The sequence below is a fragment of the Streptomyces venezuelae genome (assembly GCF_008642335.1).
Classification (GTDB): domain Bacteria; phylum Actinomycetota; class Actinomycetes; order Streptomycetales; family Streptomycetaceae; genus Streptomyces; species Streptomyces venezuelae_F.
Genome location: NZ_CP029191.1, coordinates 4,569,419 through 4,592,825, shown reverse-complemented (window position 1 = coordinate 4,592,825; position 23,407 = coordinate 4,569,419). Strand labels below are relative to the sequence as shown.

Sequence of the window (23,407 nt, the reverse complement as noted above, 5' to 3'; positions counted from 1 at the left end):
ACCGGGGTCACGCGCTCCCGGCGCACGATCGTGGAACCGGCGCGCGGGCGGCATCGTTGCTCATTTGATGGGGGCAAAACCGCACACTCTCCTCACGATCGTCGCCCCCGAGACCAAAACCGCCCTAAAGGGTAATCGACTTCGCGGGCACTTTGGACTGGTCGGTCAGTGCCGGAGCTCCCCGGGGACTCCGGCACAGGCCCTACTCCGCCAGCTCGCGACGCAGCCGCGCCTCGTCCACGCGCCAGAAGGTGTGCTGCTCCCCGTCCACCAGAACGACCGGGATCTGCTCCCAGTAGGCCCGATGGAGCTCCTCGTCCTGCGTGATGTCCTTCTTCTCCCACGGAGTGCCGAGCTCCCCGCAGACCTTCTCGATCACCGACTGTGCGTCATCGCACAGATGGCACCCCGGCTTCCCGATGAGGGTGACAAGACGCTCCTGCGGTTTTCTCTTCGTACGGCGAAAAATCGGGCTCATGCCGCCATTCTCGCCCGCCCTCCAACGGCCCGGACACGGAGAGTTCACAGGCCCGATTCCACCCGACTCCGGAACCACCGAACAAACTGGCTATGCTCACGGCATGGCCGCTCTCGGATGGCTCACCCCCCGTAGGCGCTCCGCCACGGCGCGGAGCGTGTTGGCAGGCGAGGCCTCGGCTGAGGCAGCGCGCAAGTCCTCCCAGGAGCAGGAGGAGCTCGACGCCCTCGCCGCGCAGGCCGCGCCCGACGAAGGCGAGCGGGAACCGGAGTTCCCCGTCGTGGGCGACGACAAGGCCGCCGCCTTCTTCGACCTCGACAACACCGTGATGCAGGGCGCCGCGATCTTCCACTTCGGCCGCGGCCTCTACAAGCGCAAGTTCTTCGAGCGCCAGGAGCTGTTCCGCTTCGCATGGCAGCAGGCCTGGTTCAGGCTCGCGGGCGTCGAGGACCCCGAGCACATGCAGGACGCCCGCGACAGCGCCCTGTCCATCGTCAAGGGCCACCGGGTCGCCGAGCTGATGTCCATCGGCGAGGAGATCTACGACGAGTACATGGCCGAGCGCATCTGGCCGGGCACCCGCGCCCTCGCCCAGGCCCACCTCGACGCGGGCCAGAAGGTCTGGCTGGTCACCGCCGCACCGGTGGAGATCGCCACGGTCATCGCCCGCCGCCTCGGCCTGACCGGCGCTCTCGGCACCGTCGCCGAGTCCATCGGCGGCGTCTACACCGGAAAGCTCGTCGGCGAGCCGCTGCACGGCCCCGCGAAGGCCGAGGCCGTCCGCGCCCTGGCCGCCGCCGAGGGCCTGGACCTGGGCCGCTGCGCCGCGTACAGCGACTCGCACAACGACATCCCGATGCTCTCCCTCGTCGGACACCCGTACGCGATCAACCCCGACGCCAAGCTGCGCAAGCACGCCCGTGAGCGGGAGTGGCGGCTGCGGGACTACCGCACGGGCCGCAAGGCCGCGAAGGTCGGCATCCCGGCCGCCGCCGGCGTCGGCGCGCTCGCGGGCGGCGCGGCCGCGGCCGTGGCCCTGCACCGCCGCCGCCACTGACGTCGCATTTCGACCCCGCGCACGCCCCGGCCCGAGCATTCCGTCGGTCCTACCCCGCCACGCCTCCCGCCAGTCACGCCGGTAGCACTCGGCCACAACACGCCTCAGGCCGACACGGAATGTGAACTGATTCGATCAACAGTTGGTCACTCTGCGGTACTTGAACGGGCGTCAATCGGTTACAGAAGCGACGTAATCGATGATTTGAGCAACTGGGTGTAGCGCTGCCTGTACGAAGCGTTATTCTCCTCAGACGCATAAGGGACCCCGCGCGTCGCTACGACGGGTGAACGGTCCCGCACTGCACGTGATGGAAGCTCTGCCTCTGGGAGTCCCGTGTACCCACACGTCGGGGTTGACGCCTCGGGCCTGGCTACGCTGCGCGCAACGGTCATCGACCGCTTGCGCGGCTTCGTCCCCACCGCGTACGCCGTCCCCGCCGTCCCCGCCCTTGCCGTCCCCGCACCCGCCGGGCCCTGCTATGCCCTGGCGAACGGCGGTGCGGCAGTCAGCAGACGGGCCCGTTCCGCTGCCGCCACCTCGGCCCCCACCCCCCGCCGCCCCGCGGCGGACAGCGACAGCGCCCGCATGATGGACCTGGTCGAACGCGCCCAGGCCGGCGAGTCCGACGCCTTCGGACGCCTCTACGACCAGTACAGCGACACGGTCTACCGCTACATCTACTACCGCGTCGGCGGCAAGGCGACCGCCGAGGACCTCACCAGTGAGACCTTTCTGCGCGCCCTCCGCCGCATCGGCACCTTCACCTGGCAGGGCCGCGACTTCGGTGCCTGGCTGGTCACGATCGCGCGCAACCTGGTCGCCGACCACTTCAAATCGAGCCGATTCCGCCTCGAGGTGACCACCGGCGAAATGCTCGACGCCAACGAAGTCGAGCGCAGCCCCGAGGACTCCGTCCTGGAGTCCCTCTCGAACGCCGCACTCCTCGAAGCCGTCCGCCGCCTCAACCCCCAGCAGCAGGAGTGCGTGACCCTGCGCTTCCTCCAGGGCCTCTCCGTCGCCGAGACCGCGCGGGTCATGGGCAAGAACGAGGGCGCGATCAAGACCCTCCAGTACCGCGCGGTGCGCACGCTCGCCCGACTCCTGCCCGACGATGCCCGTTAGCGCTCCGTAGCGCCCAACTCACCTTCCGTGGCGGCCAGATGGGCGTCACGGAATTGTCGCGGTCCGATCATCTTTCGTCCGTAACCCAAGTGCCGCGACGCTCGTTGTGCGGGATGCAGGCTCCCTGTGGTCGCTACCTGGCTGGCTCCGCTCACTCGATCGTGTGGAAATGGTCAGGACATGCAACCCTCAGGACCCCCTGGGGAGTCGACCGTCTTGACGAGAGGAGGTGCCGCCAGTGATCGCGAACGTATCGGCCCACCGGCGGGCGAACGCCTTCGCCCAGGCCCTGGAGGAGCATTCCGACCAGGGTCCGGCGGCCGAGCAGTCCGTGGACTCCGCGCCCGTACCCGCGGCCGCACCCGTGGAGTCCCCCGAAACCACCGGCCGCGCCGAACCGTCCGAGCAGAGCCACCTGCTGGCCCTGGCGGACGGTCTCGACGCGCTGCCCAAGCCCGCCCTGGACCCCGAGGTCAAGGTCGTCCAGCGCGCCCAGCTCGTGGCCGCGATGGAAGCCATGCTCCTCGAGGGCGGCAGTCCTTCCGTGCCCGCGCAGCGGTCCCGCAAGGGTGCCCACCGAGCGGGTGCCCTGCGGAAGTTGCGGCCGCGCACCCGTCTGTCCAAGGGCATCGCGGCGGGCGGCCTCACGGTCGGCGTCGCCGCCGGCGCGTTCGGCGGAGTGGCCGCGGCCAGCTCCGACGCACTCCCCGGCGATTCGTTGTACGGCCTCAAGCGCGGCATGGAGGACTTCAAGCTGGGCCTTGCCGACGACGACACCGACCGCGGCCAGATCTATCTGGACCACGCATCGACCCGCCTGAACGAGGCCCGCAGGCTCATGGAGCGAGGCCGATCGGGCCCTCTCGACCACGAGTCCCTCGGCGAGGTCAGGCGAGCCCTCTCCGGCATGCGGCACGACGCCGCGGAAGGCCACCGCCTGCTCCTCGAGGCGTACGAACGCGACGGCTCCCTGGGCCCCATCCAGGCGCTCTCCGCGTTCTCCCGGTCGCACCGCGAGGCCTGGACCGACCTCCAGGGCCGCCTGCCCGTCCAGCTGGGCGACGTCGGAGAGGAGGTGAACTCCGTCTTCGACGCCATAGACGAAGAGGTCGACCCGCTGCGCTCCCTCCTGCCCAGCGCACCGGAGAAGGGCGGCTCCGGCGGACGTACGTCACAGAGCCCCAGCGGCTCCGACAGCGCCGACGGCCGGACCTCCCACCCCTCCGGTGGCGGCAGCTCGCACAGCAGCGGTCCGGGCGGCGACAGCAGGCCGAAGCCCTCCACGTCGCACCGCAAGGACGACGGCCTCCTCGGCGGCACCACCGGCGGTCTCCTCGAACCACCGGATGACAAGACCAGCCCGGAGCCCTCGGACGGCAAGAGCAAACCCGGCCGGCACAGCGATCCGGAAGAGCCGGACGTGACGCTGCCCCCGCTCCTGCCCGGCCTCCAGCTCCCGGAGCTCGGCATCAAGGGCGAGGACGCGGACTAGTCCCCACCCGTACGCGGCTGGGGGCGCCCTCCACACCGGGAGGGCGCCCCCAGCCGCGTACCCACACTCAAAAGAACACGGCCTAGAAGAACACCGACCGCCGCTGCACGAGCAGCTTGTACAGCGAATGCTGGATCTGCTCCCGCACCTGGTCCGTCAGGTTGAACATCAGCATCGGGTCCTCCGCGGCCTCCGGCGGATAGCCGTCCGTCGGGATCGGCTCGCCGAACTGGATCGTCCACTTCGTCGGCAATGGCACCGCACCCAGCGGACCGAGCCACGGGAACGTGGGCGTGATCGGGAAGTACGGAATACCGAGGACCCGCGCCAGCGTCTTGGCGTTGCCGATCATGGGGTAGATCTCCTCCGCCCCGACGATCGAGCACGGCACGATCGGCGAGCCCGTCCGCAGCGCCGTCGACACGAAGCCGCCGCGGCCGAACCGCTGCAGCTTGTAGCGCTCGCTGAAAGGCTTCCCTATGCCCTTGAAGCCCTCCGGCATCACGCCCACCAGCTCGCCCCGCTCCAGGAGCCGCTCGGCGTCCTCCGCGCACGCCAGTGTGTGCCCCGCCTTGCGGGCCAGTTCGTTGATGACCGGCAGCATGAAGACGAGGTCAGCGGCGAGCAGCCGCAGATGCCGGCCGTCGGGGTGGTTGTCGTGCACCGCGACCTGCATCATCAGGCCGTCCAGCGGAAGCGTCCCCGAATGGTTGGCAACGATCAGCGCCCCGCCGTCGGCGGGGATGTTCTCGATGCCCTTCACCTCGACCCGGAAGTACTTCTCGTAGAAGGGCCGGAGCATCGACATCAGGACCTGGTCGGTGAGCTCCTCGTCGTAACCGAAGTCGTCGACCTCGTACTCACCCGTCAGCCGCCGCCGCAGGAACGCCAGGCCGCCCGCGATGCGCCGGTCCCAGCCTCCGCCGCCACCGGCCCGCGGGCCCGGCACCCGGCCCCGCTCCTCCGCGGGCGCCGGCTGCGGCTCCGCGGTCTGCTGCACGTCCTGGGGCCGGCCCTCCTGCTGCCCGGGCAGCGCCTTGACCCCGGCCACGGGGTCGCCCTTGCGCCGGGGCGCGGACCTGCGGCGCGAGGTGCGCTGCGCGCTCCCGCGCGACCGGTCGTCGTCGAACGGAATGACCTTGGCGTCCGCCATCGTTGACGCTCTCCTCAGTTGGCGCTCGGGTGGCCGCCCGCGAGGGGCAGCGCGGCGATCCGGTCGACTGCCCCCGCGAGGGCACCTGGTGGCAGCAGCCCGGGGCCCCGGCTGCGTACGAAGTCCGCGAAGGTCTCCGCGGTCGTGTACTTCGGCTCGAACCCCAGTGTCTCGCGCATCTGCCGGGTGGCGACGACCCGCCCGTGGGTGAGCAGCCGGATCTGCTCGGGCGAGAAATCCGTCGCGCCGAGCGTGCGCAGCGCCGAGCCGACCCAGGTGACGGCCGGCAGGAACATCGGCACGGTGGGGCGGCCGAGCCGCCGCGAGCACTGGGACAGGAGCAGCTGGCCGTCGCCCGCGATGTTGAACGTGCCGCTGTTGAGCGTCCCGCGCCGCGGCTCGTGCGAGGCGAGCCGCAGCACCTCGACCGCGTCGTCCTCGTGGACGAACTGGAGGCGCGGGTCATAGCCGAACACGGTCGGCAGGACCGGCAGCGAGAAGTACTCGGCGAGCGGGGAGTCCGCGGCGGGGCCGAGGATGTTCGCGAAGCGCAGCACGCACACCGCGACGTCCGGGCGGCGCCGCGCGAAGCCGCGCACATACCCCTCGACCTCGACGGTGTCCTTGGCGAAGCCACCGCTGGGCAGCGACTTGGGCGGCGTCGTCTCCGTGAAGACCGCGGGGTCCTTGGGCGCCGACCCGTACACGCTGGTGCTCGACTTCACCACGAGCCGCTTCACCGTCGGCGACTTCTGGCAGGCGCCGAGCAGCTGCATGGTGCCGATGACGTTGGTCTCCTTGACGGACCCGCGCCCGCCGCCGCGCCCGCCGAGCGCTGTCGCCGTGACGTCCATGTGCACGACCGTGTCGACGCCGTGCTCGGCGAGGACTCTGGCGATCGTGGGCTGGCGGATGTCGGCCTGGACGAAGTCGGCTCCGCCCAGATGGTGCTCGGGCGGTACCGCGTCGACGGCGACCACCCGGTCGACGTCCGGGTCTCGCTGGATGCGCCGGACGAACCGTCCGCCCAGCTGTCGGGCCACCCCGGTCACGAGCACGACCTTGCCCAAGATCAGCGCCTGCCTTTCCCCAAACCCTCGCCGCGCCGCTGTCGGCTGTGTTCCGGACCACGCTATCGGGTGGACGTTGCGGTGTGATGTCCGTGCACCCGGAGACGGCCGAAAACACCGAAGCCCTCCCGTCGGATGACGGGAGGGCTTCGAAACACGCTGTTACAGCGGTCGCCTACTTCTTGTTGCGACGCTGAACGCGGGTGCGCTTCAGCAGCTTGCGGTGCTTCTTCTTGGCCATCCGCTTACGCCGCTTCTTGATAACAGAGCCCACGACTACCCTCGCTCACTTCTCTTCACTCGGTGCGGGGCAGCAGACTGGGCCCACACGACCTACGTCGGCCTAGCCTACCCGTCCCCGCGTGAGGGACGTAATCGAGGGGCCATGACCCCTGCGCGACGGGCCCTCGGGACCCCTCGCTCAACCTGCTTCGACCCCCACATAGGACTCGCGGAGGTACTCGTGAACCGCCTGCTCCGGAACCCGGAAGGACCTTCCGACCCGGATGGCGGGCAGATGACCGCTGTGCACCAGCCGGTACACGGTCATCTTGGACACTCGCATCACCGAGGCGACTTCCGCCACGGTCAGAAACTGAACCTCGTTCAGCGGCCTCTGGTCTGCAGCCATGACACCCCACCTGAACCTTCCGCACATGACGGGCACCGGCTTCCCCTTCCGGTGACTCTTCGTCGCTGCGCGCTCACTCCCCAGACTAGGGGCGGATGATGCGAGTGGGGAAGAGGAGCAGCCATCGGCCGCCTACTGTGACAGACACGCTCGATTGAGTACATAGCGAGTAAGCGGTCGGTAGTAATCAGACCGCACAGCGTCATCAAGCGGAACGACGACGGACACCCGCCCCTCGGCCTCTCCGACGAACAGCGCGGGATCGTCCGTATCCGCCAGACCGATCGCCTCAAACCCCAGCTGACCTGCTCCGCAGACCCATCCGTGGTCCCCCACGACCAACCCCGGAAGCGGTCCGCCGGCCTCCGCCGCGGCATCCAGAGCGGCTCGAACCGGGAGCGGTGAGTGGGTGTGTGCGCCGGTCTCACTCCCGGTCGGACGCACGCCGGGTTCGCGCACCAGCGCGACTCCTTGTACGTAGTCAAGGTTGTACGTGCGTAGGCCAAACCGGGTCGTTATGTCGACACTGTCACCCTGCGCGGGGGTGAGGACGGGACATCCGGCCGCCGACAAGGCGTCCGCCAACGCGGCGTAGAACCCGAGCAGCCGATGCGGGTGACCGGTCCCGAAGAGCACGGGGAGCCGCCTCCGCGCGGCGGCCGCGAGCCGTTCCGCGAAGGCGTCGAGCGCCGCCAACGTCCGTTCCGGATCGATGACGTCGGCTCCCGAGGTGCACCGCGGATCGGCCGACACTCCACACTTGTCCGACATCAGGCGCAACAGGTCGCCCGAGCCCCAGCTCCACTCGGGGTCGAGCCCGAGAAGTATCCGCGGGTCGCGGGCCGCGAAGAGCCGATAACTCCGCAGGCTCTCCTCCCGGGAGGTGGCCACGGGCCCGGCCAACCGAGCCGCCAACAGATGCGCACGCAGCGCGCCGGTGCTCAACACGCTGCCGATGCTGACGCATCCACGGCCACCCGTCCCCAAAACCCCGGAAAACCCCCACAGTTGGGCTAACACGGGCACAATGGGGACGGGCCTCTCCACTGAGGCGCGCCCCAGGTCTCGGGCGCGCCGCTACGCCAGCAGCCCCCGCAGCGGAAACACGGCGCGCCGCGCGGCGAGCACCGCCTGGTCGAGCCGGTCGGCGGGGTCGTACCCCGACTCCCACCCCTTCCAGTCCACCGGCCACCGGCCGTCCGTCATCCGCCCCGGCGCCAACTGCCGCGTCCGCGCGAAGACTTCCTGCCGCCAGGACTCGGGGATCTCCGCGGTCGGCTCGACGGGCCGCCCCGCGGCGACGGCGACGAGATGCGTCCAGGACCTCGGCACCACGTCCACCACCGCGTATCCCCCGCCGCCGAGCGCGACCCACCGCCCGTCCGCGTACTCGTGGGCCAGCTCGTGGCACGCCACCTGCACGGCCCGCTGCGCGTCGAGCGAGACCGCGAGGTGTGCCAGCGGGTCCTCGAAGTGCGTGTCCGCACCGTGCTGCGTGACGAGGACCTGCGGCCGGAACTCGGCGAGCAGCTCGGGCACCACGGCATGGAAGGCCCGCAGCCACCCCGCGTCCCCCGTGCCGGCGGGCAGCGCGACGTTCGCGGCCGTCCCCTCCGCCGCTCCGTCCGCACCCGTCTCCTCGGGCCAGCCGGTCTGCGGGAAGAGCGTCCGCGGATGTTCGTGGAGCGAGACCGTGAGAACCCGTGGGTCCTCCCAGAAGGCGGCCTGCACCCCGTCGCCGTGATGCACGTCGACATCCACGTACGCCACGCGCTCCGCGCCCAGTTCCAGGAGCCGGGCGACGGCCAGCGCGGCGTCGTTGTAGATGCAGAACCCGGAGGCGCCGCCGGGCATCGCGTGGTGCAGTCCGCCCGCGAAGTTCACCGCGTGCAGCGCGTCCCCGCGCCACACGGCCTCGGCCGCGCCGACGGACTGACCCGCGATGAGCGCCGACACGTCGTGCATCCCGGCGAAGGCCGGGTCGTCCTCCGTGCCGAGCCCGTACTCCCCCCGCGCGGACGCCGGATCCACGGAAGCGGCCTTCACCGCGTCCACGTAGTCCCCGCGGTGCACGAGCCGCAGCGTCGAGTCACCGGCACGCTTGGCCGAGACCACCTCCAGATCCCGGTCGAGCCCGAAGGCGCCGACCAGACTTCGGGTCAGCCCGAGCCGGACCGGGTCCATCGGGTGACCCGGGCCGAAGTCATAGCCCGTTACTGCCTCGTCCCACATCAGCTGTGCGCGGCCACTCATGCCCGTCACCGTACCGGTCCGGTCCCGGGGCGAAGGAACGGGCATACAGCAAGGTCAAGAGCACCAACACCATGGGAACGACCATGGCCCCGCGGTAGTTCCAGGCGTCCCCAAGTGCTCCCACCAGCGGCGAACCGATCAGAAAGCCCACATAGTTGAAGATATTCAGTCGCGCGACGGCCGCATCCGAGGCCCCCGGGAACAGCCTCCCCGCTGCGGCGAACGTCTGCGGAACGATCACGCACAGCCCGAGGCCGAGGACCGTGAACCCGGCGATACCGACCCACGCACCCGGCGCCACCGCCACGACCGCGAACCCCAGCGCCGCCACCACGGACCCGGCCCGCACCACCGCCACGGCCCCGAAGCGCCGCACCCCCAGATCCCCGAGCCCTCGCCCCACCAGCGTCATGACCATGTAGACGTTGTACGGAACGGTGGAGACCTCCTCCGAGCTCCCCAGCACGTCCTCCAGATACTTGGCGCTCCAGTTGGAGACGGTCGAGTCCCCGATATAGGCGAAGGTCATCACCAGGCAGAGCGGAAGCAGCACCTTGAAGACGACGCCGTGCCCCCGCCCGCCCGCCTCGGCCGCCCCCGCCTCGGCGCCCTCCGCGTCGACGTACCACCGGCTTCCGATCAACGCGGCCGGCAGCAGCACGCCCACGACCGGCACATAGGAGACGAACAGCGACAGGTCCCAGTGCGCCCCCGCCCAGGCCAGCGACGCCCCCACGATCCCGCCCAGGCTGTACGCGGCGTGAAACCCGAGCATGATGCTCCGCCCGTACGCCCGCTGAAGACTCACCCCGAGCATGTTCATGGAGGCGTCCAGCGCACCCACCGCGAACCCGAACGCCCCGAGCGCCACGGCGACCTGCCACAGCGCGTCGCCTGCACCCACCCCCAGCAGCGCAAGCAGCACGACGGGCTGCGACCACCGCAGCACCAAGCTCGGCGGCACCTTCTTGACCAGCTGCTCGGTGCCCACGCTCCCGACCCCCGCCAGGATCGGCACCGCCGCGAGGAAGAGGGGCAGCAGCCCGTCGGATATCCCGTACCGGTCCTGGATCGCCGGGATCCGCGTCACGAGCAGAGCAAAGGTCACGCCCTGCACCAGGAACGCGAACGCCAGCGAGGCCCTGCCGCGCCGCAGCCATTCGGTCATGGCTGGAGAGCGTAGGGCCCCGGACTACCCGTGGGTAGATGGATCACTCAACCAATTCAGCAGCCGTCGCGCCCCTCGGCGCACGCGCCTGCCGTCTTCTCGACCGTCTCCCCGACCATCCTCTCCATGGGCGCGACCACCAGGCCGCCACTGACCGACATGGTGAGCGTGATCGTCACGGCCGCGATCACCCCACCGAGCCACACCATCGTGTCGACGGGCAGCGTGTAGGCCCCCACGACCCGCAGCAGGGCCTCCCCGAACAGCGCCGCACCCCACACGACCGAGAACATCCGCTCCATGCGCACGAACCGCCCCCGCCCGGCGCTCAGCAGCTCCCAGGCCTCGACCCGCTCCGCCTTCCCCTTGGTCACCCAGGGCTTCAAAGCAGCGGTCATCAACGGCCGCCCGGCCACCACTGACAGCAGGACGGCGATGCCCACGGTCGCGGTGATGGCGCTGTCCTTGGCGAGCATCAGCCGCGGGTCCCCGGCGATCAGGCTCATCAGCAGCCCGACGACGTTGGCGGTCAGGATGAGCGCCGCGAGCCCGTTGACCCGCCGCTCCTTGACCAGCCCCCACGCCGTCCGCCCGGCGGGAACGACGCTGCTCCAGGCGAGCGCCGCCATGGTGCCCATCCCGAACCCCTTGCTGAGCAGGTAGTACGAGGCGGTGGGCACGAGCGCGTCGAGCACGAGCGGCTTCAGCGACTCGACACGCGCTTTGCGTACGTCGCCGGCGTCATCGGCGGAGTGGTTACGGGGCTGGACCGCGACAGGGGCGTCGGTGGCGAGCTGGCTCATGGTCGGTTCCTCCGTCGGGCTGCGGTGTGTGTCGGGTTCCTTCGCGACGACCTCAGCTTCGCCTCCACGACCCACCCGCCGACAGAAACGATCGTCCGGAGCTCCTCGTGACAAATGTCAGCCCTGCGACCCGGCCGCCGTCATACGAGCAGGTCAGGCAACTCCCGCAGATCACTGAAGAGTTCATTCGCCCCCACGAGCCGTTCGGCGGGCGTCATGGCGGTGTACCCGAGGACATCCATTCCGGCGGCGATCGCGGCCTGCACCCCGAGCGGACTGTCCTCGACCACGACACACTTTTCCGGCGCGACGCCCATACGCTCGGCGGCATACAGGAAGAGGTCGGGCGCCGGCTTGCCCCGCCCCACGTCCTGCGAGCTGAAGACCCGGTCCTCGCCGAACCACTTGTCGAGCCCGGCCTTCCGGTGCCCGACCCGAATCCGCTCGTGGCTCCCGGAAGAGGCCAGACAATACGCGGTACCGTCCCCGGTCAGCTTCTCCAGCACTTCCACGGCACCGTCCACGGGCTGCAGCTCCCGCTCGAACGCGGCGAACACCCGCCCGTGAAATACCTCGTCGAAGTCCTCGGGAAGCCGCTGCCCACTCCGCTCGAGAACCAGATCGTGTACGCGGTGCATGGCACCCCCCATGTAATCGCGCAAGGAGTCCTTGTACGAGGTGGGGTGCCCGAGCTCGGTCAGATAGGCGGCCAGGATCGTATTGGAGATCGGCTCGCTGTCCACCAGGACACCGTCGTTGTCGAAGATGACGAGGTCGTATCGCATATCCCGACCCTAAGCCTTTTACGTGGACTGCCCCTGGAACGCAGAAAACCCCCGCACCAAACGGTGCGGGGGTTTTCTCCAAAAAAAGTTCGGCGGCGTCCTACTCTCCCACAGGGTCCCCCCTGCAGTACCATCGGCGCTGTGAGGCTTAGCTTCCGGGTTCGGAATGTAACCGGGCGTTTCCCTCACGCTATGACCACCGAAACACTATGAAACTGTCAACCGCACCATGCGTGACCTTGCATGGGGTTGTTCGTGGTTTCAGAACCAACACAGTGGACGCGAGCAACTGAGGACAAGCCCTCGGCCTATTAGTACCAGTCACCTCCACCCGTTACCGGGCTTCCAGATCTGGCCTATCAACCCAGTCGTCTACTGGGAGCCTTAACCCCTCAAAGGGGGTGGGAATACTCATCTCGAAGCAGGCTTCCCGCTTAGATGCTTTCAGCGGTTATCCTTTCCGAACGTAGCCAACCAGCCATGCCCTTGGCAGGACAACTGGCACACCAGAGGTTCGTCCGTCCCGGTCCTCTCGTACTAGGGACAGCCCTTCTCAATATTCCTACGCGCACAGAGGATAGGGACCGAACTGTCTCACGACGTTCTAAACCCAGCTCGCGTACCGCTTTAATGGGCGAACAGCCCAACCCTTGGGACCGACTCCAGCCCCAGGATGCGACGAGCCGACATCGAGGTGCCAAACCATCCCGTCGATATGGACTCTTGGGGAAGATCAGCCTGTTATCCCCGGGGTACCTTTTATCCGTTGAGCGACGGCGCTTCCACAAGCCACCGCCGGATCACTAGTCCCGACTTTCGTCCCTGCTCGACCCGTCGGTCTCACAGTCAAGCTCCCTTGTGCACTTACACTCAACACCTGATTACCAACCAGGCTGAGGGAACCTTTGGGCGCCTCCGTTACCCTTTGGGAGGCAACCGCCCCAGTTAAACTACCCATCAGACACTGTCCCTGATCCGGATCACGGACCGAGGTTAGACATCCAGCACGACCAGAGTGGTATTTCAACGTCGACTCCACGAACACTGGCGTGCCCGCTTCACAGTCTCCCACCTATCCTACACAAGCCGAACCGAACACCAATATCAAACTGTAGTAAAGGTCCCGGGGTCTTTCCGTCCTTCTGCGCGAAACGAGCATCTTTACTCGTAGTGCAATTTCACCGGGCCTATGGTTGAGACAGTCGAGAAGTCGTTACGCCATTCGTGCAGGTCGGAACTTACCCGACAAGGAATTTCGCTACCTTAGGATGGTTATAGTTACCACCGCCGTTTACTGGCGCTTAAGTTCTCAGCTTCGCACGCCCGAAAGCGCACTAACCGGTCCCCTTAACGTTCCAGCACCGGGCAGGCGTCAGTCCGTATACATCGCCTTACGGCTTCGCACGGACCTGTGTTTTTAGTAAACAGTCGCTTCTCGCTGGTCTCTGCGGCCACCCCCAGCTCAGAGTGCAAGACTCATCACCGGTGATGGCCCCCCTTCTCCCGAAGTTACGGGGGCATTTTGCCGAGTTCCTTAACCATAGTTCACCCGAACGCCTCGGTATTCTCTACCTGACCACCTGAGTCGGTTTAGGGTACGGGCCGCCATGAAACTCGCTAGAGGCTTTTCTCGACAGCATAGGATCATCCACTTCACCACAATCGGCTCGGCATCAGGTCTCAGCCTCGTGTGCGACGGATTTACCTACCGCACGGCCTACACCCTTACCCCGGGACAACCACCGCCCGGGCTGGACTACCTTCCTGCGTCACCCCATCACTCACCTACTACAAGTCTGGTCCGTCGGCTCCACCACTCCCCTTTGCCCGAAGGCTCCGGGGCGGCTTCACGGACTTAGCATCGCCTGATTCGATGTTTGACGCTTCACAGCGGGTACCGGAATATCAACCGGTTATCCATCGACTACGCCTGTCGGCCTCGCCTTAGGTCCCGACTTACCCTGGGCAGATCAGCTTGACCCAGGAACCCTTAGTCAATCGGCGCACACGTTTCTCACGTATGTATCGCTACTCATGCCTGCATTCTCACTCGTGAACCGTCCACCACTGCCTTCCGGCGCAGCTTCACCCGGCACACGACGCTCCCCTACCCATCCCAGCACCCGTTGGGGCTTATTGCTGGAATGACACGACTTCGGCGGTACGCTTGAGCCCCGCTACATTGTCGGCGCGGAATCACTAGACCAGTGAGCTATTACGCACTCTTTCAAGGGTGGCTGCTTCTAAGCCAACCTCCTGGTTGTCTCTGCGACTCCACATCCTTTCCCACTTAGCGTACGCTTAGGGGCCTTAGTCGATGCTCTGGGCTGTTTCCCTCTCGACCATGGAGCTTATCCCCCACAGTCTCACTGCCGCGCTCTCACTTACCGGCATTCGGAGTTTGGCTAAGGTCAGTAACCCGGTAGGGCCCATCGCCTATCCAGTGCTCTACCTCCGGCAAGAAACACACGACGCTGCACCTAAATGCATTTCGGGGAGAACCAGCTATCACGGAGTTTGATTGGCCTTTCACCCCTAACCACAGGTCATCCCCCAGGTTTTCAACCCTGGTGGGTTCGGTCCTCCACGACCTCTTACAGCCGCTTCAACCTGCCCATGGCTAGATCACTCCGCTTCGGGTCTTGAGCGCGCTACTGAATCGCCCTGTTCGGACTCGCTTTCGCTACGGCTTCCCCACACGGGTTAACCTCGCAACACACCGCAAACTCGCAGGCTCATTCTTCAAAAGGCACGCAGTCACGAGGATGGAGCAAGCTCCATCCCGACGCTCCCACGGCTTGTAGGCACACGGTTTCAGGTACTATTTCACTCCGCTCCCGCGGTACTTTTCACCATTCCCTCACGGTACTATCCGCTATCGGTCACCAGGGAATATTTAGGCTTAACGGGTGGTCCCGCCAGATTCACACGGGATTTCTCGGGCCCCGTGCTACTTGGGTGTCTCTCAAACGAGCCGCTGACGTTTCGACTACGGGGGTCTTACCCTCTACGCCGGACCTTTCGCATGTCCTTCGTCTACATCAACGGTTTCTGACTCGTCTCACAGCCGGCAGACTGTGAAAGAGAGATCCCACAACCCCGTATGCGCAACCCCTGCCGGGTCTCACACGCATACGGTTTGGCCTCATCCGGTTTCGCTCGCCACTACTCCCGGAATCACGGTTGTTTTCTCTTCCTGCGGGTACTGAGATGTTTCACTTCCCCGCGTTCCCTCCACACTGCCTATGTGTTCAGCAGCGGGTGACAGCCCATGACGACTGCCGGGTTTCCCCATTCGGAAACCCCCGGATCAAAGCCTGGTTGACGACTCCCCGGGGACTATCGTGGCCTCCCACGTCCTTCATCGGTTCCTGGTGCCAAGGCATCCACCGTGCGCCCTTAAAAACTTGGCCACAGATGCTCGCGTCCACTGTGCAGTTCTCAAACAACGACCAACCACCCATCACCCCACTGGAAACCAGTGAGTGCACCGGGGTCGGCACTGAAGGCGACCTCACGGCCGTACCTTCAGATACCCAACAGCGTGCCCGGCCCGTTCCTGTCCGGAGATCGTGCTTTCCACACTCTTGCGAGCAGTACTTGCAGCCTCCGGCCCAGATTCAGGCCGAGTAGTCAACGTTCCACCCATGAGCAACCAGCATCAGACATTCGCTGATGTACTGGCCTCTGAACCAAGCAAGCTTGGCTTAGAAGTGCTCCTTAGAAAGGAGGTGATCCAGCCGCACCTTCCGGTACGGCTACCTTGTTACGACTTCGTCCCAATCGCCAGTCCCACCTTCGACAGCTCCCTCCCACAAGGGGTTGGGCCACCGGCTTCGGGTGTTACCGACTTTCGTGACGTGACGGGCGGTGTGTACAAGGCCCGGGAACGTATTCACCGCAGCAATGCTGATCTGCGATTACTAGCAACTCCAACTTCATGGGGTCGAGTTGCAGACCCCAATCCGAACTGAGACCGACTTTTTGAGATTCGCTCCACCTCACGGTATCGCAGCTCATTGTATCGGCCATTGTAGCACGTGTGCAGCCCAAGACATAAGGGGCATGATGACTTGACGTCGTCCCCACCTTCCTCCGAGTTGACCCCGGCGGTCTCCTGTGAGTCCCCATCACCCCGAAGGGCATGCTGGCAACACAGAACAAGGGTTGCGCTCGTTGCGGGACTTAACCCAACATCTCACGACACGAGCTGACGACAGCCATGCACCACCTGTACACCGACCACAAGGGGGGCACTATCTCTAATGCTTTCCGGTGTATGTCAAGCCTTGGTAAGGTTCTTCGCGTTGCGTCGAATTAAGCCACATGCTCCGCTGCTTGTGCGGGCCCCCGTCAATTCCTTTGAGTTTTAGCCTTGCGGCCGTACTCCCCAGGCGGGGAACTTAATGCGTTAGCTGCGGCACCGACGACGTGGAATGTCGCCAACACCTAGTTCCCACCGTTTACGGCGTGGACTACCAGGGTATCTAATCCTGTTCGCTCCCCACGCTTTCGCTCCTCAGCGTCAGTAATGGCCCAGAGATCCGCCTTCGCCACCGGTGTTCCTCCTGATATCTGCGCATTTCACCGCTACACCAGGAATTCCGATCTCCCCTACCACACTCTAGCTAGCCCGTATCGACTGCAGACTCGGGGTTAAGCCCCGAGCTTTCACAATCGACGTGACAAGCCGCCTACGAGCTCTTTACGCCCAATAATTCCGGACAACGCTTGCGCCCTACGTATTACCGCGGCTGCTGGCACGTAGTTAGCCGGCGCTTCTTCTGCAGGTACCGTCACTTTCGCTTCTTCCCTGCTGAAAGAGGTTTACAACCCGAAGGCCGTCATCCCTCACGCGGCGTCGCTGCATCAGGCTTTCGCCCATTGTGCAATATTCCCCACTGCTGCCTCCCGTAGGAGTCTGGGCCGTGTCTCAGTCCCAGTGTGGCCGGTCGCCCTCTCAGGCCGGCTACCCGTCGTCGCCTTGGTGAGCTTCTACCTCACCAACAAGCTGATAGGCCGCGGGCTCATCCTTCACCGCCGGAGCTTTCAACCCTCTCCCATGCGAGAGACGGTGTTATCCGGTATTAGACCCCGTTTCCAGGGCTTGTCCCAGAGTGAAGGGCAGATTGCCCACGTGTTACTCACCCGTTCGCCACTAATCCCCACCGAAGTGGTTCATCGTTCGACTTGCATGTGTTAAGCACGCCGCCAGCGTTCGTCCTGAGCCAGGATCAAACTCTCCGTGAATGTGTACCGGTAATCCGGTGACACAGCACGAGAGCGGAACGGTCGGGAGGAATAATCCCGTCCGTTCACAGCGTCCTCGCTGTGTTTTTTCAAAGGAACCTCCAACTCACCGAAGTGAGCCGGGGTTATCAACATATCTGGCGTTGACTTTTGGCACGCTGTTGAGTTCTCAAGGAACGGACGCTTCCTTTGTACTCACCCTCTCGGGCTTTCCTCCGGGCGCTTCCCTTCGGTGTTTCTTTTGTTCTTGCGTTTCCGACTCTATCAGACTCTTTCGTGTCCGATTTCCTCGGTGCCTTTCCGGTTCCCGCTCCGGCCTTTCGGCTTTCGCGTTTCCCTTTCCGGCGGTTCCGACTCTATCAGATCCTTTCGGGTCTGACTCCCAGTCAGCGGGGTTTGTCTTTGCGGCTGTTGGGCCGTTCCGACGAGTGAGACTTTAGCGGAACCCTGGCTCCCGACCTAATCGGGGGCGTCCTTTCGAACGCGGATTCCTCATTTCGCAAATACGCATGAAAACGAGCCGAAGGCGAGACCCAGGAGGGCGCACGACGTCGATCGTTGTAATGGTTCTTGCGGAATGGCTGCCCGGGGACCGACCATGTGGTCGACGCTCACGTCGGGCAACTCGGAGAACACTACGTAGGCCCCACCGGAGTGTCAACTCATGACGACGGGCCTCCGCCAGGTCTACTCTGGGTGACGTGACTACACGTGCGTACGCCCAACTGTGGTGGGCCGCCTGAGGGCGGCCGTACATACGCATGTACTCGACGGCCGCCGCCTCGGCGGCCGTTTCTCGTTCTCCCCCTGGAGGATCCGGAGCCCGGTCGCCGGGCCGGCGGTCCTGACCAGGAGGCGGAGAAATGACGAGGATCTTCAGTGGGGTCAAGCCGACCGGGCACCTGACCTTGGGGAACTACCTGGGGGCCGTCCGGCAGTGGGCCGAGGTCGACCAGTTCCGGGCCGACTCCCTCTTCAGCATCGTCGACCTGCACGCCCTGACCGTGGACCACGATCCGGGGCGGGTGCGCAGGCTCAGTCGGCAGGCGGCGACGCTGCTGCTCGCGTCGGGGATCGATCCCGAGCGGGCGACCGTCTTCGTCCAGAGCCATGTGGACGAGCACGCTCGGCTCTCGTATCTGCTGGAGTGCGTCGCGACCGACGGCGAGATGCGGCGGATGATCCAGTACAAGGAGAAGTCCGTCCTCGAGCGGGCGCGGGGAGGGAGCGTGCGGCTTTCGCTCCTCACCTATCCCGTGCTGATGGCCGCGGACATCCTGGCGTACGACGCGGACGAGGTGCCGGTCGGCGAGGACCAGACCCAGCACGTCGAGCTGACGCGGGATCTCGCGGTGCGGTTCAACCAGCGCTACGGGCAGACATTCGTCGTGCCGCGGGCCACGCCGCCCAAGGTGGCCGCGCGGGTCATGGACCTGCAGGACCCGACGTCGAAGATGGGCAAGTCCCACGAAGCCGGGGCGGGCATCGTCTATCTGCTCGACGAGCCGGACGTGGTGCGGAAGAAGATCATGCGGGCCGTCACGGACAGCGGAACCGAGATCGTGTTCGACCCCGAGTCCAAGCCCGGGATCTCGAACCTGCTGGAGATCCTCGCGGCTTGTCAGGGTGGGAACCCGGAAGCTCTGAGCGGCGTTTACGAGTCGTATAGCGCGCTGAAGAAGGACACCGCGGACGCCGTGGTGGAACTGCTCAGGCCCGTACAGCAACGGCACAAGGAACTGGTGGCTGACCCCGGGTACTTGGAGGGGGTGTTGCGGCGGGGGGCCGAGCGGGCGCGGGGCATGGCCAAGCCGACGGTGGACGGGGCCTATCGGGCGATCGGACTGCTGCCGCCGGTGAACGAGGCGCGGTAGGCGCGGGGGCTGGTGGCGAGGCGCGATGCGAAGTGCTGGCGCATCGTGACCTCGCTGCCGAAGCCCGCGCGGCGGGCGATCTCGGGCATGGGGAGGTCGGTTCGCTCCAGGAGTTTCTGCGCGGCCGCGATGCGCTGGTCCAGGAGCCAGCGGAGCGGGGTCGTGCCGGTGGCCGCCGTGAAGTGGCGGGCGAAGGAGCGTGCCGACATGCCCGCGCGGGCGGCGAGGTCAGTGACGGTGAGCGGTTCGTGGAGATGACGCAGGGCGTATTCGCGGACGGAGGCGAGGGCATCGGCGTCGCGGTCGGCGCGCGGGGTGGGGTGCTCGATGAACTGGGCCTGGGTGCCGGAGCGGAAGGGGGCGGTGACCATCGATCGGGCGATGGTCGCGGCGGCTTCGGAGCCGTGGGTGGTGCGGACGAGGTGCAGGCACAGATCGATGCCGGCGGCTGTGCCCGCGGCGGTCCAGATGTTGTCGTCCTCGATGAAGAGGGCGTCGGGTTCGACGGTGACGAGGGGGTGATGGGCGCGGAGCAGGTCGACGAGGTTCCAGTGGGTGATGGCTCGGCGGCCGTCGAGCAGTCCCGCCTGGGCGAGGGTGAAGGCGCCGCCGCAGAGTGCGGCGACGGTGATCCCTCGGGCGTGCGCCTCGCGTAGGGCTGCGAGGACGGGCTGTGGGGCGGGCGTGAGGTGGTCGTCCAGGCCCGGGACGACGATCAGGTCCGTACCGGTGAGGCCGGTCAGCCAGTCGAGGGTGCGGTCGGGGGTGAGGGTCAGGCCGCCGCGGATCGGTACGGGCGCGGGGTCGGCCGCGACGCGGCGGAGGTCGAAGGCGGGTGCGCCTCGGTCGGTGCGGTCGGTGCCCCAGACCTCGGTGATGACGGAGATGTCGAACGCGCGGATGCCGGGAAAGGTGAGGAGGGCGATGCGCTGGGGGGCTGGTTCACGCGCTGGGGCGGGGTGACGCGGCACCTTGGCAGTAAACCATCGATCGCTGTCTTTTGTACCCCTGGGGCGTTGGGGTGCGGGGCGGCAGCATCGGGGTCATGGAGATCGCAGAGAACGCAGCGCTGGTCGTGGTGGACGTACAGAAGGGGTTCGAGGAGGAGGAGTTCTGGGGGACGCGGAACAACCCGGAGGCCGACGACAACATCGCGTCGTTGATCGACGTGTGGCAGGCGACGGGGCGGCCGGTGGTCTTCGTACGGCATGACTCGTCGAAGCCGGAGTCGCCGCTGCGGCCGGGGTATGAGGGCAACGGCTTCAAGGAGTACGTCGAGGAGCGGCGTGGGAAGGGGGCGGGGGCCGAGCTGTTGGTGACCAAGACCGTGAACTCGGCGTTCTACGGGACGCCGGATCTGGACGCCTGGTTCAAGGCCGAGGGCATCACGCAGTTCGTGGTGGCCGGGATCCAGACCAACATGTGCGCGGAGACGACGGCACGGATGGGCGGGAACCTCGGGTACGAGGTGGTGTTCGCGCTGGACGCGACGTACACCTTCGACCTGGCGGGGCCCTTCGGCTGGCGGCGTGCGGCGGAGGAGTTGGCGCAGGCCACGGCGGTTTCCCTGCACGGTGGGGGCTTCGCGCAGGTGGTGACGGCGGAGATGGTGCGAGGTGCGGCCGCGCGGTAGGGGGCGGCCGACCGTCGGTCAGGTGTTGTTGCCGGAGGCCAGTTCGCGGCTGCGGTCGCGGGCGGCTTCCAGGGCGGCGATGAGGGCGGCGCGCACTCCGTGGTTCTCGAGTTCGCGGATGGCGTTGATCGTGGTGCCCGCGGGGGACGTGACGTTCTCGCGGAGTTTCACGGGGTGTTCGCCGCTGTCGCGGAGCATCACGGATGCGCCGATCGCGGCCTGGACGATGAGGTCGTGGGCCTTGTCGCGGGGCAGACCGAGGAGGATGCCGGCGTCCGTCATGGCTTCGACGAGGAAGTAGAAGTAGGCCGGGCCGGAGCCTGAGAGGGCGGTGCAGGCGTCCTGCTGGGTCTCGGGGACGCGGAGGGTCTTGCCGACGGCGCCGAAGATGGCCTCCGCGTGGGCCAGGGCGGCGGAGGAGGCGTGACTGCCGGCCGAGATGACGGACATGCCCTCGTCGACGAGGACGGGCGTGTTCGGCATGACGCGGACGACGGGGGTGGCTTCGGTCAGGCGCTCTTCGATGAAGGCGGTGGTGATACCTGCGGCGGCGCTGATGACGAGGCGGTCGGGGGTGACGTGGGGGGCGAGTTCGTCGAGCAGCTTGGCCATGTCCTGCGGCTTGCAGGCGAGGATAAGGGTGTCGGCCTGCTTGGCGGCTTCGGCGTTGGTGACGGGGGTGACGCCGTAGCGGGTGCGGAGTTCGTCGGCGCGTTCCTGGCGGCGGGTGGTGACCAGGAGGTCGGCGGGCGCCCAGCCGCCGCGGATCATGCCGCTGAGCAGGGCTTCACCGATCTTTCCGGTGCCGAGGACGGCGACTTTCTGGCTCGTGTTGCTGCTCATGAACGGGGGCCTCCGGGGTTGCTTCGTCCGGGGGCCATCCTCGCATCGGTGCGGTGGAGGGAGGGGGCGGTGTCCGGTGGGCGGGATGAGGCGGCCGGGTGTGCGAGGGGTCAGGTCGTGCGGCGGCGGAGGGTGGCGGCGCCGAGGGCGAGGACCAGGAGTGCGCTGCCGGCGACGATGACGACGTCGCGGATGAAGTTCCCCGTGACGTCGGGGTTGTGGAGGACTTGGTTCATGCCGTCGACGGCGTACGACATGGGGAGGGCGTTGGAGGTCCACTCCAGGATCGGCTGCATGGTGTCGCGGGCGGCGAACAGGCCGCAGAGGAGGAGCTGCGGGAAGATCACGGCCGGCATGAACTGGACGGCCTGGAATTCGGAGGCGGCGAAGGCCGAGACGAAGAGGCCGAGTGCGGTGCCGAGGAGGGCGTCGAGCAGGGCGATCAGGAGGAGCAGCCAGGCGGAGCCGGTGACTTCGAGGCCGAGGGCCCAGAGGGCGAGTCCGGTGGCGAGGACGGACTGGACGACGGCGAGGGCGCCGAAGGCGAGGGCGTAGCCGGCGATGAGGTCGCCTTTGCCCAGTGGCATGGCGAGGAGGCGTTCGAGGGTGCCGGAGGTGCGTTCGCGCAGGGTGGCGATGGAGGTGACCAGGAACATCGTGATGAGCGGGAAGATGCCGAGGAGTGAGGCGCCGATGGAGTCGAAGGTCCGCGGGCTGCCGTCGAAGACGTAGCGCAGGAGGAGCAGCATCACGCAGGGGACCAGGATCATCAGCGCGATGGAGCGCGGGTCGTGGCGGAGCTGGCGCAGGACTCGCGCGGCGGTGGCGAAGGTGCGGTAGGCGTTCATGGGGTGCTCCTGGGCGTGGTGTTGCCGGGGGCCGTGTGGCGTGCGTCGGCTTCGTCGACGAGGTGGAGGAAGGCCTCTTCGACGGTGTCGGAGTGGGTGCGGGTGCGGAGGGCGTCGGGGGTGTCGTCGGCGAGGAGTTCGCCGTTCCGCATGAGGAGGAGGCGGTGGCAGCGTTCGGCCTCGTCCATGACGTGGGACGAGACGAGGAGGGTGGCGGCGCGGTCGGTGGCGATGGTGTGGAAGAGCTGCCAGAGGTCGCGGCGGAGTACGGGGTCGAGGCCGACGGTCGGCTCGTCGAGCACGAGGAGTTCGGGGGCGCCGAGGAGGGCGACGCCGAGTGAGACGCGGCTGCGCTGGCCGCCGGAGAGGTGTCCGGCGAGGGAGTCGGCGTGCGTGGTGAGGGCGACGTCGTCGAGTACGCGGGTGACCTGGTCGCGGCGGCGGTCGGCGGCGGTGCCCGTGCCGGGGTCGAGGACGGCGGCGAAGTAGTCGAGGTTCTGGCGGACGGTGAGGTCGTCGTAGACGGACGGGCTCTGGGTGACGTAGCCGATGCGGGAGCGGAGGGCGGGGGCGCCGGCGGGGTGGTCGAGGACCTGGAGTGTCCCGGTGACCTTGGCCTGGGTGCCGACGATCGCGCGCATGAGCGTGGACTTGCCGCAGCCGGAGGGGCCGAGGAGCCCGGTGATCTGGCCTCGCGGGACGGTGAAGTCGAGGCCGCGCAGGACGGTGCGGGGGCCTCGGACGACGGTGAGGTCACGGGCCTGGATGGCGGTGGTCGAGGGTGCGGGTGTGGGTGTGGGTGCGGTGGCTCGGGGGGCGTGGTCGGCCGGGCGGGGCTCCGAAGCCGTGGGGCTCGCCGCCGGGCTCCTCTTATTCATCATGTGATGAATAATCCTCCCGGCGGCCGGGGTCGTCAACCCGGTTCGGTGGGTGTCGAGGTGGAA

General features: G+C 67.0%; 19 protein-coding genes and 3 rRNA genes. 5 read left to right on the top strand and 17 right to left on the bottom strand.

Annotated elements, in window-relative coordinates:
- Positions 1–202: 202 nt before the first annotated feature.
- Positions 203–478: a glutaredoxin family protein gene (locus DEJ49_RS20825; RefSeq protein ID WP_150185519.1), complete on the bottom strand. Its 276-nt coding sequence runs from the start codon at positions 476–478 to the stop codon at positions 203–205.
- A 103-nt stretch (positions 479–581) separates the two neighbouring features.
- Here DEJ49_RS20825 and DEJ49_RS20820 point away from each other — a divergent pair, with 103 nt between their 5' ends.
- The 3 genes from DEJ49_RS20820 (at position 582) to DEJ49_RS20810 (ending at position 4,152) form a co-directional block, all read left to right on the top strand.
- Entirely contained in the window at positions 582–1,535 is a 954-nt protein-coding gene (locus DEJ49_RS20820; protein WP_150185518.1) for an HAD family hydrolase, read from the top strand.
- Between the two features lie 336 nt (positions 1,536–1,871).
- Entirely contained in the window at positions 1,872–2,660 is a 789-nt protein-coding gene (locus DEJ49_RS20815; protein ID WP_150185516.1) for an ECF subfamily RNA polymerase sigma factor, BldN family, read from the top strand.
- Between the two features lie 238 nt (positions 2,661–2,898).
- Positions 2,899–4,152 carry a DUF5667 domain-containing protein gene (locus tag DEJ49_RS20810; RefSeq protein ID WP_150185515.1) on the top strand — a complete coding sequence of 418 codons (1,254 nt, stop codon included), beginning with the start codon at positions 2,899–2,901 and terminating at the stop codon, positions 4,150–4,152.
- An 82-nt stretch (positions 4,153–4,234) separates the two neighbouring features.
- Here DEJ49_RS20810 and DEJ49_RS20805 read toward each other — a convergent pair whose 3' ends face one another.
- The 12 genes from DEJ49_RS20805 to DEJ49_RS20750 all read right to left on the bottom strand — a co-directional run bounded on the left by DEJ49_RS20805 (position 4,235) and on the right by DEJ49_RS20750 (position 17,265).
- A complete protein-coding gene (locus tag DEJ49_RS20805; protein ID WP_150185514.1) occupies positions 4,235–5,305 on the bottom strand; it encodes a lysophospholipid acyltransferase family protein in 1,071 nt (356 codons plus the stop codon).
- A 14-nt stretch (positions 5,306–5,319) separates the two neighbouring features.
- Complete coding sequence (locus DEJ49_RS20800; RefSeq protein WP_150185513.1) at positions 5,320–6,375, bottom strand: NAD-dependent epimerase/dehydratase family protein; 1,056 nt, start codon at positions 6,373–6,375, stop codon at positions 5,320–5,322.
- Between the two features lie 175 nt (positions 6,376–6,550).
- Positions 6,551–6,649 (bottom strand): 30S ribosomal protein bS22, encoded by a 99-nt coding sequence (locus DEJ49_RS20795; protein ID WP_003948845.1) that lies wholly within the window; start codon positions 6,647–6,649, stop codon positions 6,551–6,553.
- Between the two features lie 147 nt (positions 6,650–6,796).
- A complete protein-coding gene (locus DEJ49_RS20790) occupies positions 6,797–7,006 on the bottom strand; it encodes a helix-turn-helix domain-containing protein (protein WP_157869005.1) in 210 nt (69 codons plus the stop codon).
- A gap of 132 nt (positions 7,007–7,138) precedes the next feature.
- The gene (locus DEJ49_RS20785; RefSeq protein WP_150185512.1) at positions 7,139–7,954 is read right to left on the bottom strand and encodes a phosphatase; all 816 of its coding nucleotides are present in this window, start codon (positions 7,952–7,954) and stop codon (positions 7,139–7,141) included.
- Positions 7,955–8,083: 129 nt separating this feature from the next.
- On the bottom strand, positions 8,084–9,259 hold the full coding sequence (locus tag DEJ49_RS20780) for an acetoin utilization protein AcuC (protein WP_150185511.1): 1,176 nt from the start codon (positions 9,257–9,259) through the stop codon (positions 8,084–8,086).
- The gene (locus DEJ49_RS20775) at positions 9,210–10,427 is read right to left on the bottom strand and encodes an MFS transporter (RefSeq protein WP_150185510.1); all 1,218 of its coding nucleotides are present in this window, start codon (positions 10,425–10,427) and stop codon (positions 9,210–9,212) included. The genes DEJ49_RS20780 and DEJ49_RS20775 overlap by 50 nt, the downstream gene beginning before the upstream one ends.
- Before the next feature lie 56 nt (positions 10,428–10,483).
- On the bottom strand, positions 10,484–11,230 hold the full coding sequence (locus DEJ49_RS20770) for a VC0807 family protein (RefSeq protein ID WP_223832922.1): 747 nt from the start codon (positions 11,228–11,230) through the stop codon (positions 10,484–10,486).
- A 140-nt stretch (positions 11,231–11,370) separates the two neighbouring features.
- The gene (locus tag DEJ49_RS20765) at positions 11,371–12,015 is read right to left on the bottom strand and encodes an HAD family hydrolase (RefSeq protein ID WP_150185509.1); all 645 of its coding nucleotides are present in this window, start codon (positions 12,013–12,015) and stop codon (positions 11,371–11,373) included.
- 87 nt (positions 12,016–12,102) lie between these two features.
- Positions 12,103–12,219, bottom strand: a 5S ribosomal RNA gene (rrf, locus tag DEJ49_RS20760).
- Positions 12,220–12,306: 87 nt separating this feature from the next.
- Positions 12,307–15,428: ribosomal RNA gene (locus tag DEJ49_RS20755) — 23S ribosomal RNA — on the bottom strand.
- Between the two features lie 311 nt (positions 15,429–15,739).
- Positions 15,740–17,265 (bottom strand): 16S ribosomal RNA (locus tag DEJ49_RS20750).
- Together the 16S, 23S and 5S rRNA genes form the textbook arrangement of a ribosomal RNA operon.
- An 863-nt stretch (positions 17,266–18,128) precedes the next feature.
- Here DEJ49_RS20750 and trpS point away from each other — a divergent pair.
- Positions 18,129–19,139 (top strand): tryptophan--tRNA ligase, encoded by a 1,011-nt coding sequence (gene trpS / locus DEJ49_RS20740; protein WP_150185508.1) that lies wholly within the window; start codon positions 18,129–18,131, stop codon positions 19,137–19,139.
- Here the strand turns inward: trpS and DEJ49_RS20735 are convergent.
- Complete coding sequence (locus DEJ49_RS20735; protein ID WP_150185507.1) at positions 19,094–20,110, bottom strand: GlxA family transcriptional regulator; 1,017 nt, start codon at positions 20,108–20,110, stop codon at positions 19,094–19,096. The two genes, trpS and DEJ49_RS20735, sit on opposite strands and share 46 nt — an antisense overlap.
- Positions 20,111–20,184: 74 nt before the next feature.
- Here DEJ49_RS20735 and DEJ49_RS20730 point away from each other — a divergent pair, with 74 nt between their 5' ends.
- Positions 20,185–20,772, top strand: coding sequence for a cysteine hydrolase family protein (locus DEJ49_RS20730; RefSeq protein WP_150185506.1), 588 nt, complete (start codon positions 20,185–20,187; stop codon positions 20,770–20,772).
- Between the two features lie 18 nt (positions 20,773–20,790).
- Here the strand turns inward: DEJ49_RS20730 and proC are convergent, their stop codons facing one another.
- The 3 genes from proC to DEJ49_RS20715 form a co-directional block, all read right to left on the bottom strand.
- On the bottom strand, positions 20,791–21,615 hold the full coding sequence (gene proC, locus DEJ49_RS20725) for a pyrroline-5-carboxylate reductase (protein WP_150185505.1): 825 nt from the start codon (positions 21,613–21,615) through the stop codon (positions 20,791–20,793).
- Between the two features lie 110 nt (positions 21,616–21,725).
- Entirely contained in the window at positions 21,726–22,463 is a 738-nt protein-coding gene (locus DEJ49_RS20720; protein WP_150185504.1) for an ABC transporter permease, read from the bottom strand.
- Positions 22,460–23,344 carry an ABC transporter ATP-binding protein gene (locus DEJ49_RS20715; RefSeq protein WP_150185503.1) on the bottom strand — a complete coding sequence of 295 codons (885 nt, stop codon included), beginning with the start codon at positions 23,342–23,344 and terminating at the stop codon, positions 22,460–22,462. Before DEJ49_RS20715 ends, DEJ49_RS20720 begins: the two co-directional genes overlap by 4 nt.
- Positions 23,345–23,407 lie beyond the last annotated feature (63 nt).

What these genes read in the sequence shown, in the direction of transcription:
- DEJ49_RS20780 (WP_150185511.1), bottom strand. Translation starts at nt 9,259, where the DNA reads ATGAGTGGCCGCGCACAGCTGATGTGGGACGAGGCAGTAACGGGCTAT.
- DEJ49_RS20730 (WP_150185506.1), top strand. Translation starts at nt 20,185, where the DNA reads ATGGAGATCGCAGAGAACGCAGCGCTGGTCGTGGTGGACGTACAGAAG.
- DEJ49_RS20715 (WP_150185503.1), bottom strand. Translation starts at nt 23,344, where the DNA reads ATGATGAATAAGAGGAGCCCGGCGGCGAGCCCCACGGCTTCGGAGCCC.
- DEJ49_RS20770 (WP_223832922.1), bottom strand. Translation starts at nt 11,230, where the DNA reads ATGAGCCAGCTCGCCACCGACGCCCCTGTCGCGGTCCAGCCCCGTAAC.
- DEJ49_RS20765 (WP_150185509.1), bottom strand. Translation starts at nt 12,015, where the DNA reads ATGCGATACGACCTCGTCATCTTCGACAACGACGGTGTCCTGGTGGAC.
- DEJ49_RS20825 (WP_150185519.1), bottom strand. Translation starts at nt 478, where the DNA reads ATGAGCCCGATTTTTCGCCGTACGAAGAGAAAACCGCAGGAGCGTCTT.
- DEJ49_RS20805 (WP_150185514.1), bottom strand. Translation starts at nt 5,305, where the DNA reads ATGGCGGACGCCAAGGTCATTCCGTTCGACGACGACCGGTCGCGCGGG.
- trpS (WP_150185508.1), top strand. Translation starts at nt 18,129, where the DNA reads ATGACGAGGATCTTCAGTGGGGTCAAGCCGACCGGGCACCTGACCTTG.
- DEJ49_RS20775 (WP_150185510.1), bottom strand. Translation starts at nt 10,427, where the DNA reads ATGACCGAATGGCTGCGGCGCGGCAGGGCCTCGCTGGCGTTCGCGTTC.
- DEJ49_RS20790 (WP_157869005.1), bottom strand. Translation starts at nt 7,006, where the DNA reads ATGGCTGCAGACCAGAGGCCGCTGAACGAGGTTCAGTTTCTGACCGTG.
- DEJ49_RS20720 (WP_150185504.1), bottom strand. Translation starts at nt 22,463, where the DNA reads ATGAACGCCTACCGCACCTTCGCCACCGCCGCGCGAGTCCTGCGCCAG.
- proC (WP_150185505.1), bottom strand. Translation starts at nt 21,615, where the DNA reads ATGAGCAGCAACACGAGCCAGAAAGTCGCCGTCCTCGGCACCGGAAAG.
- DEJ49_RS20820 (WP_150185518.1), top strand. Translation starts at nt 582, where the DNA reads ATGGCCGCTCTCGGATGGCTCACCCCCCGTAGGCGCTCCGCCACGGCG.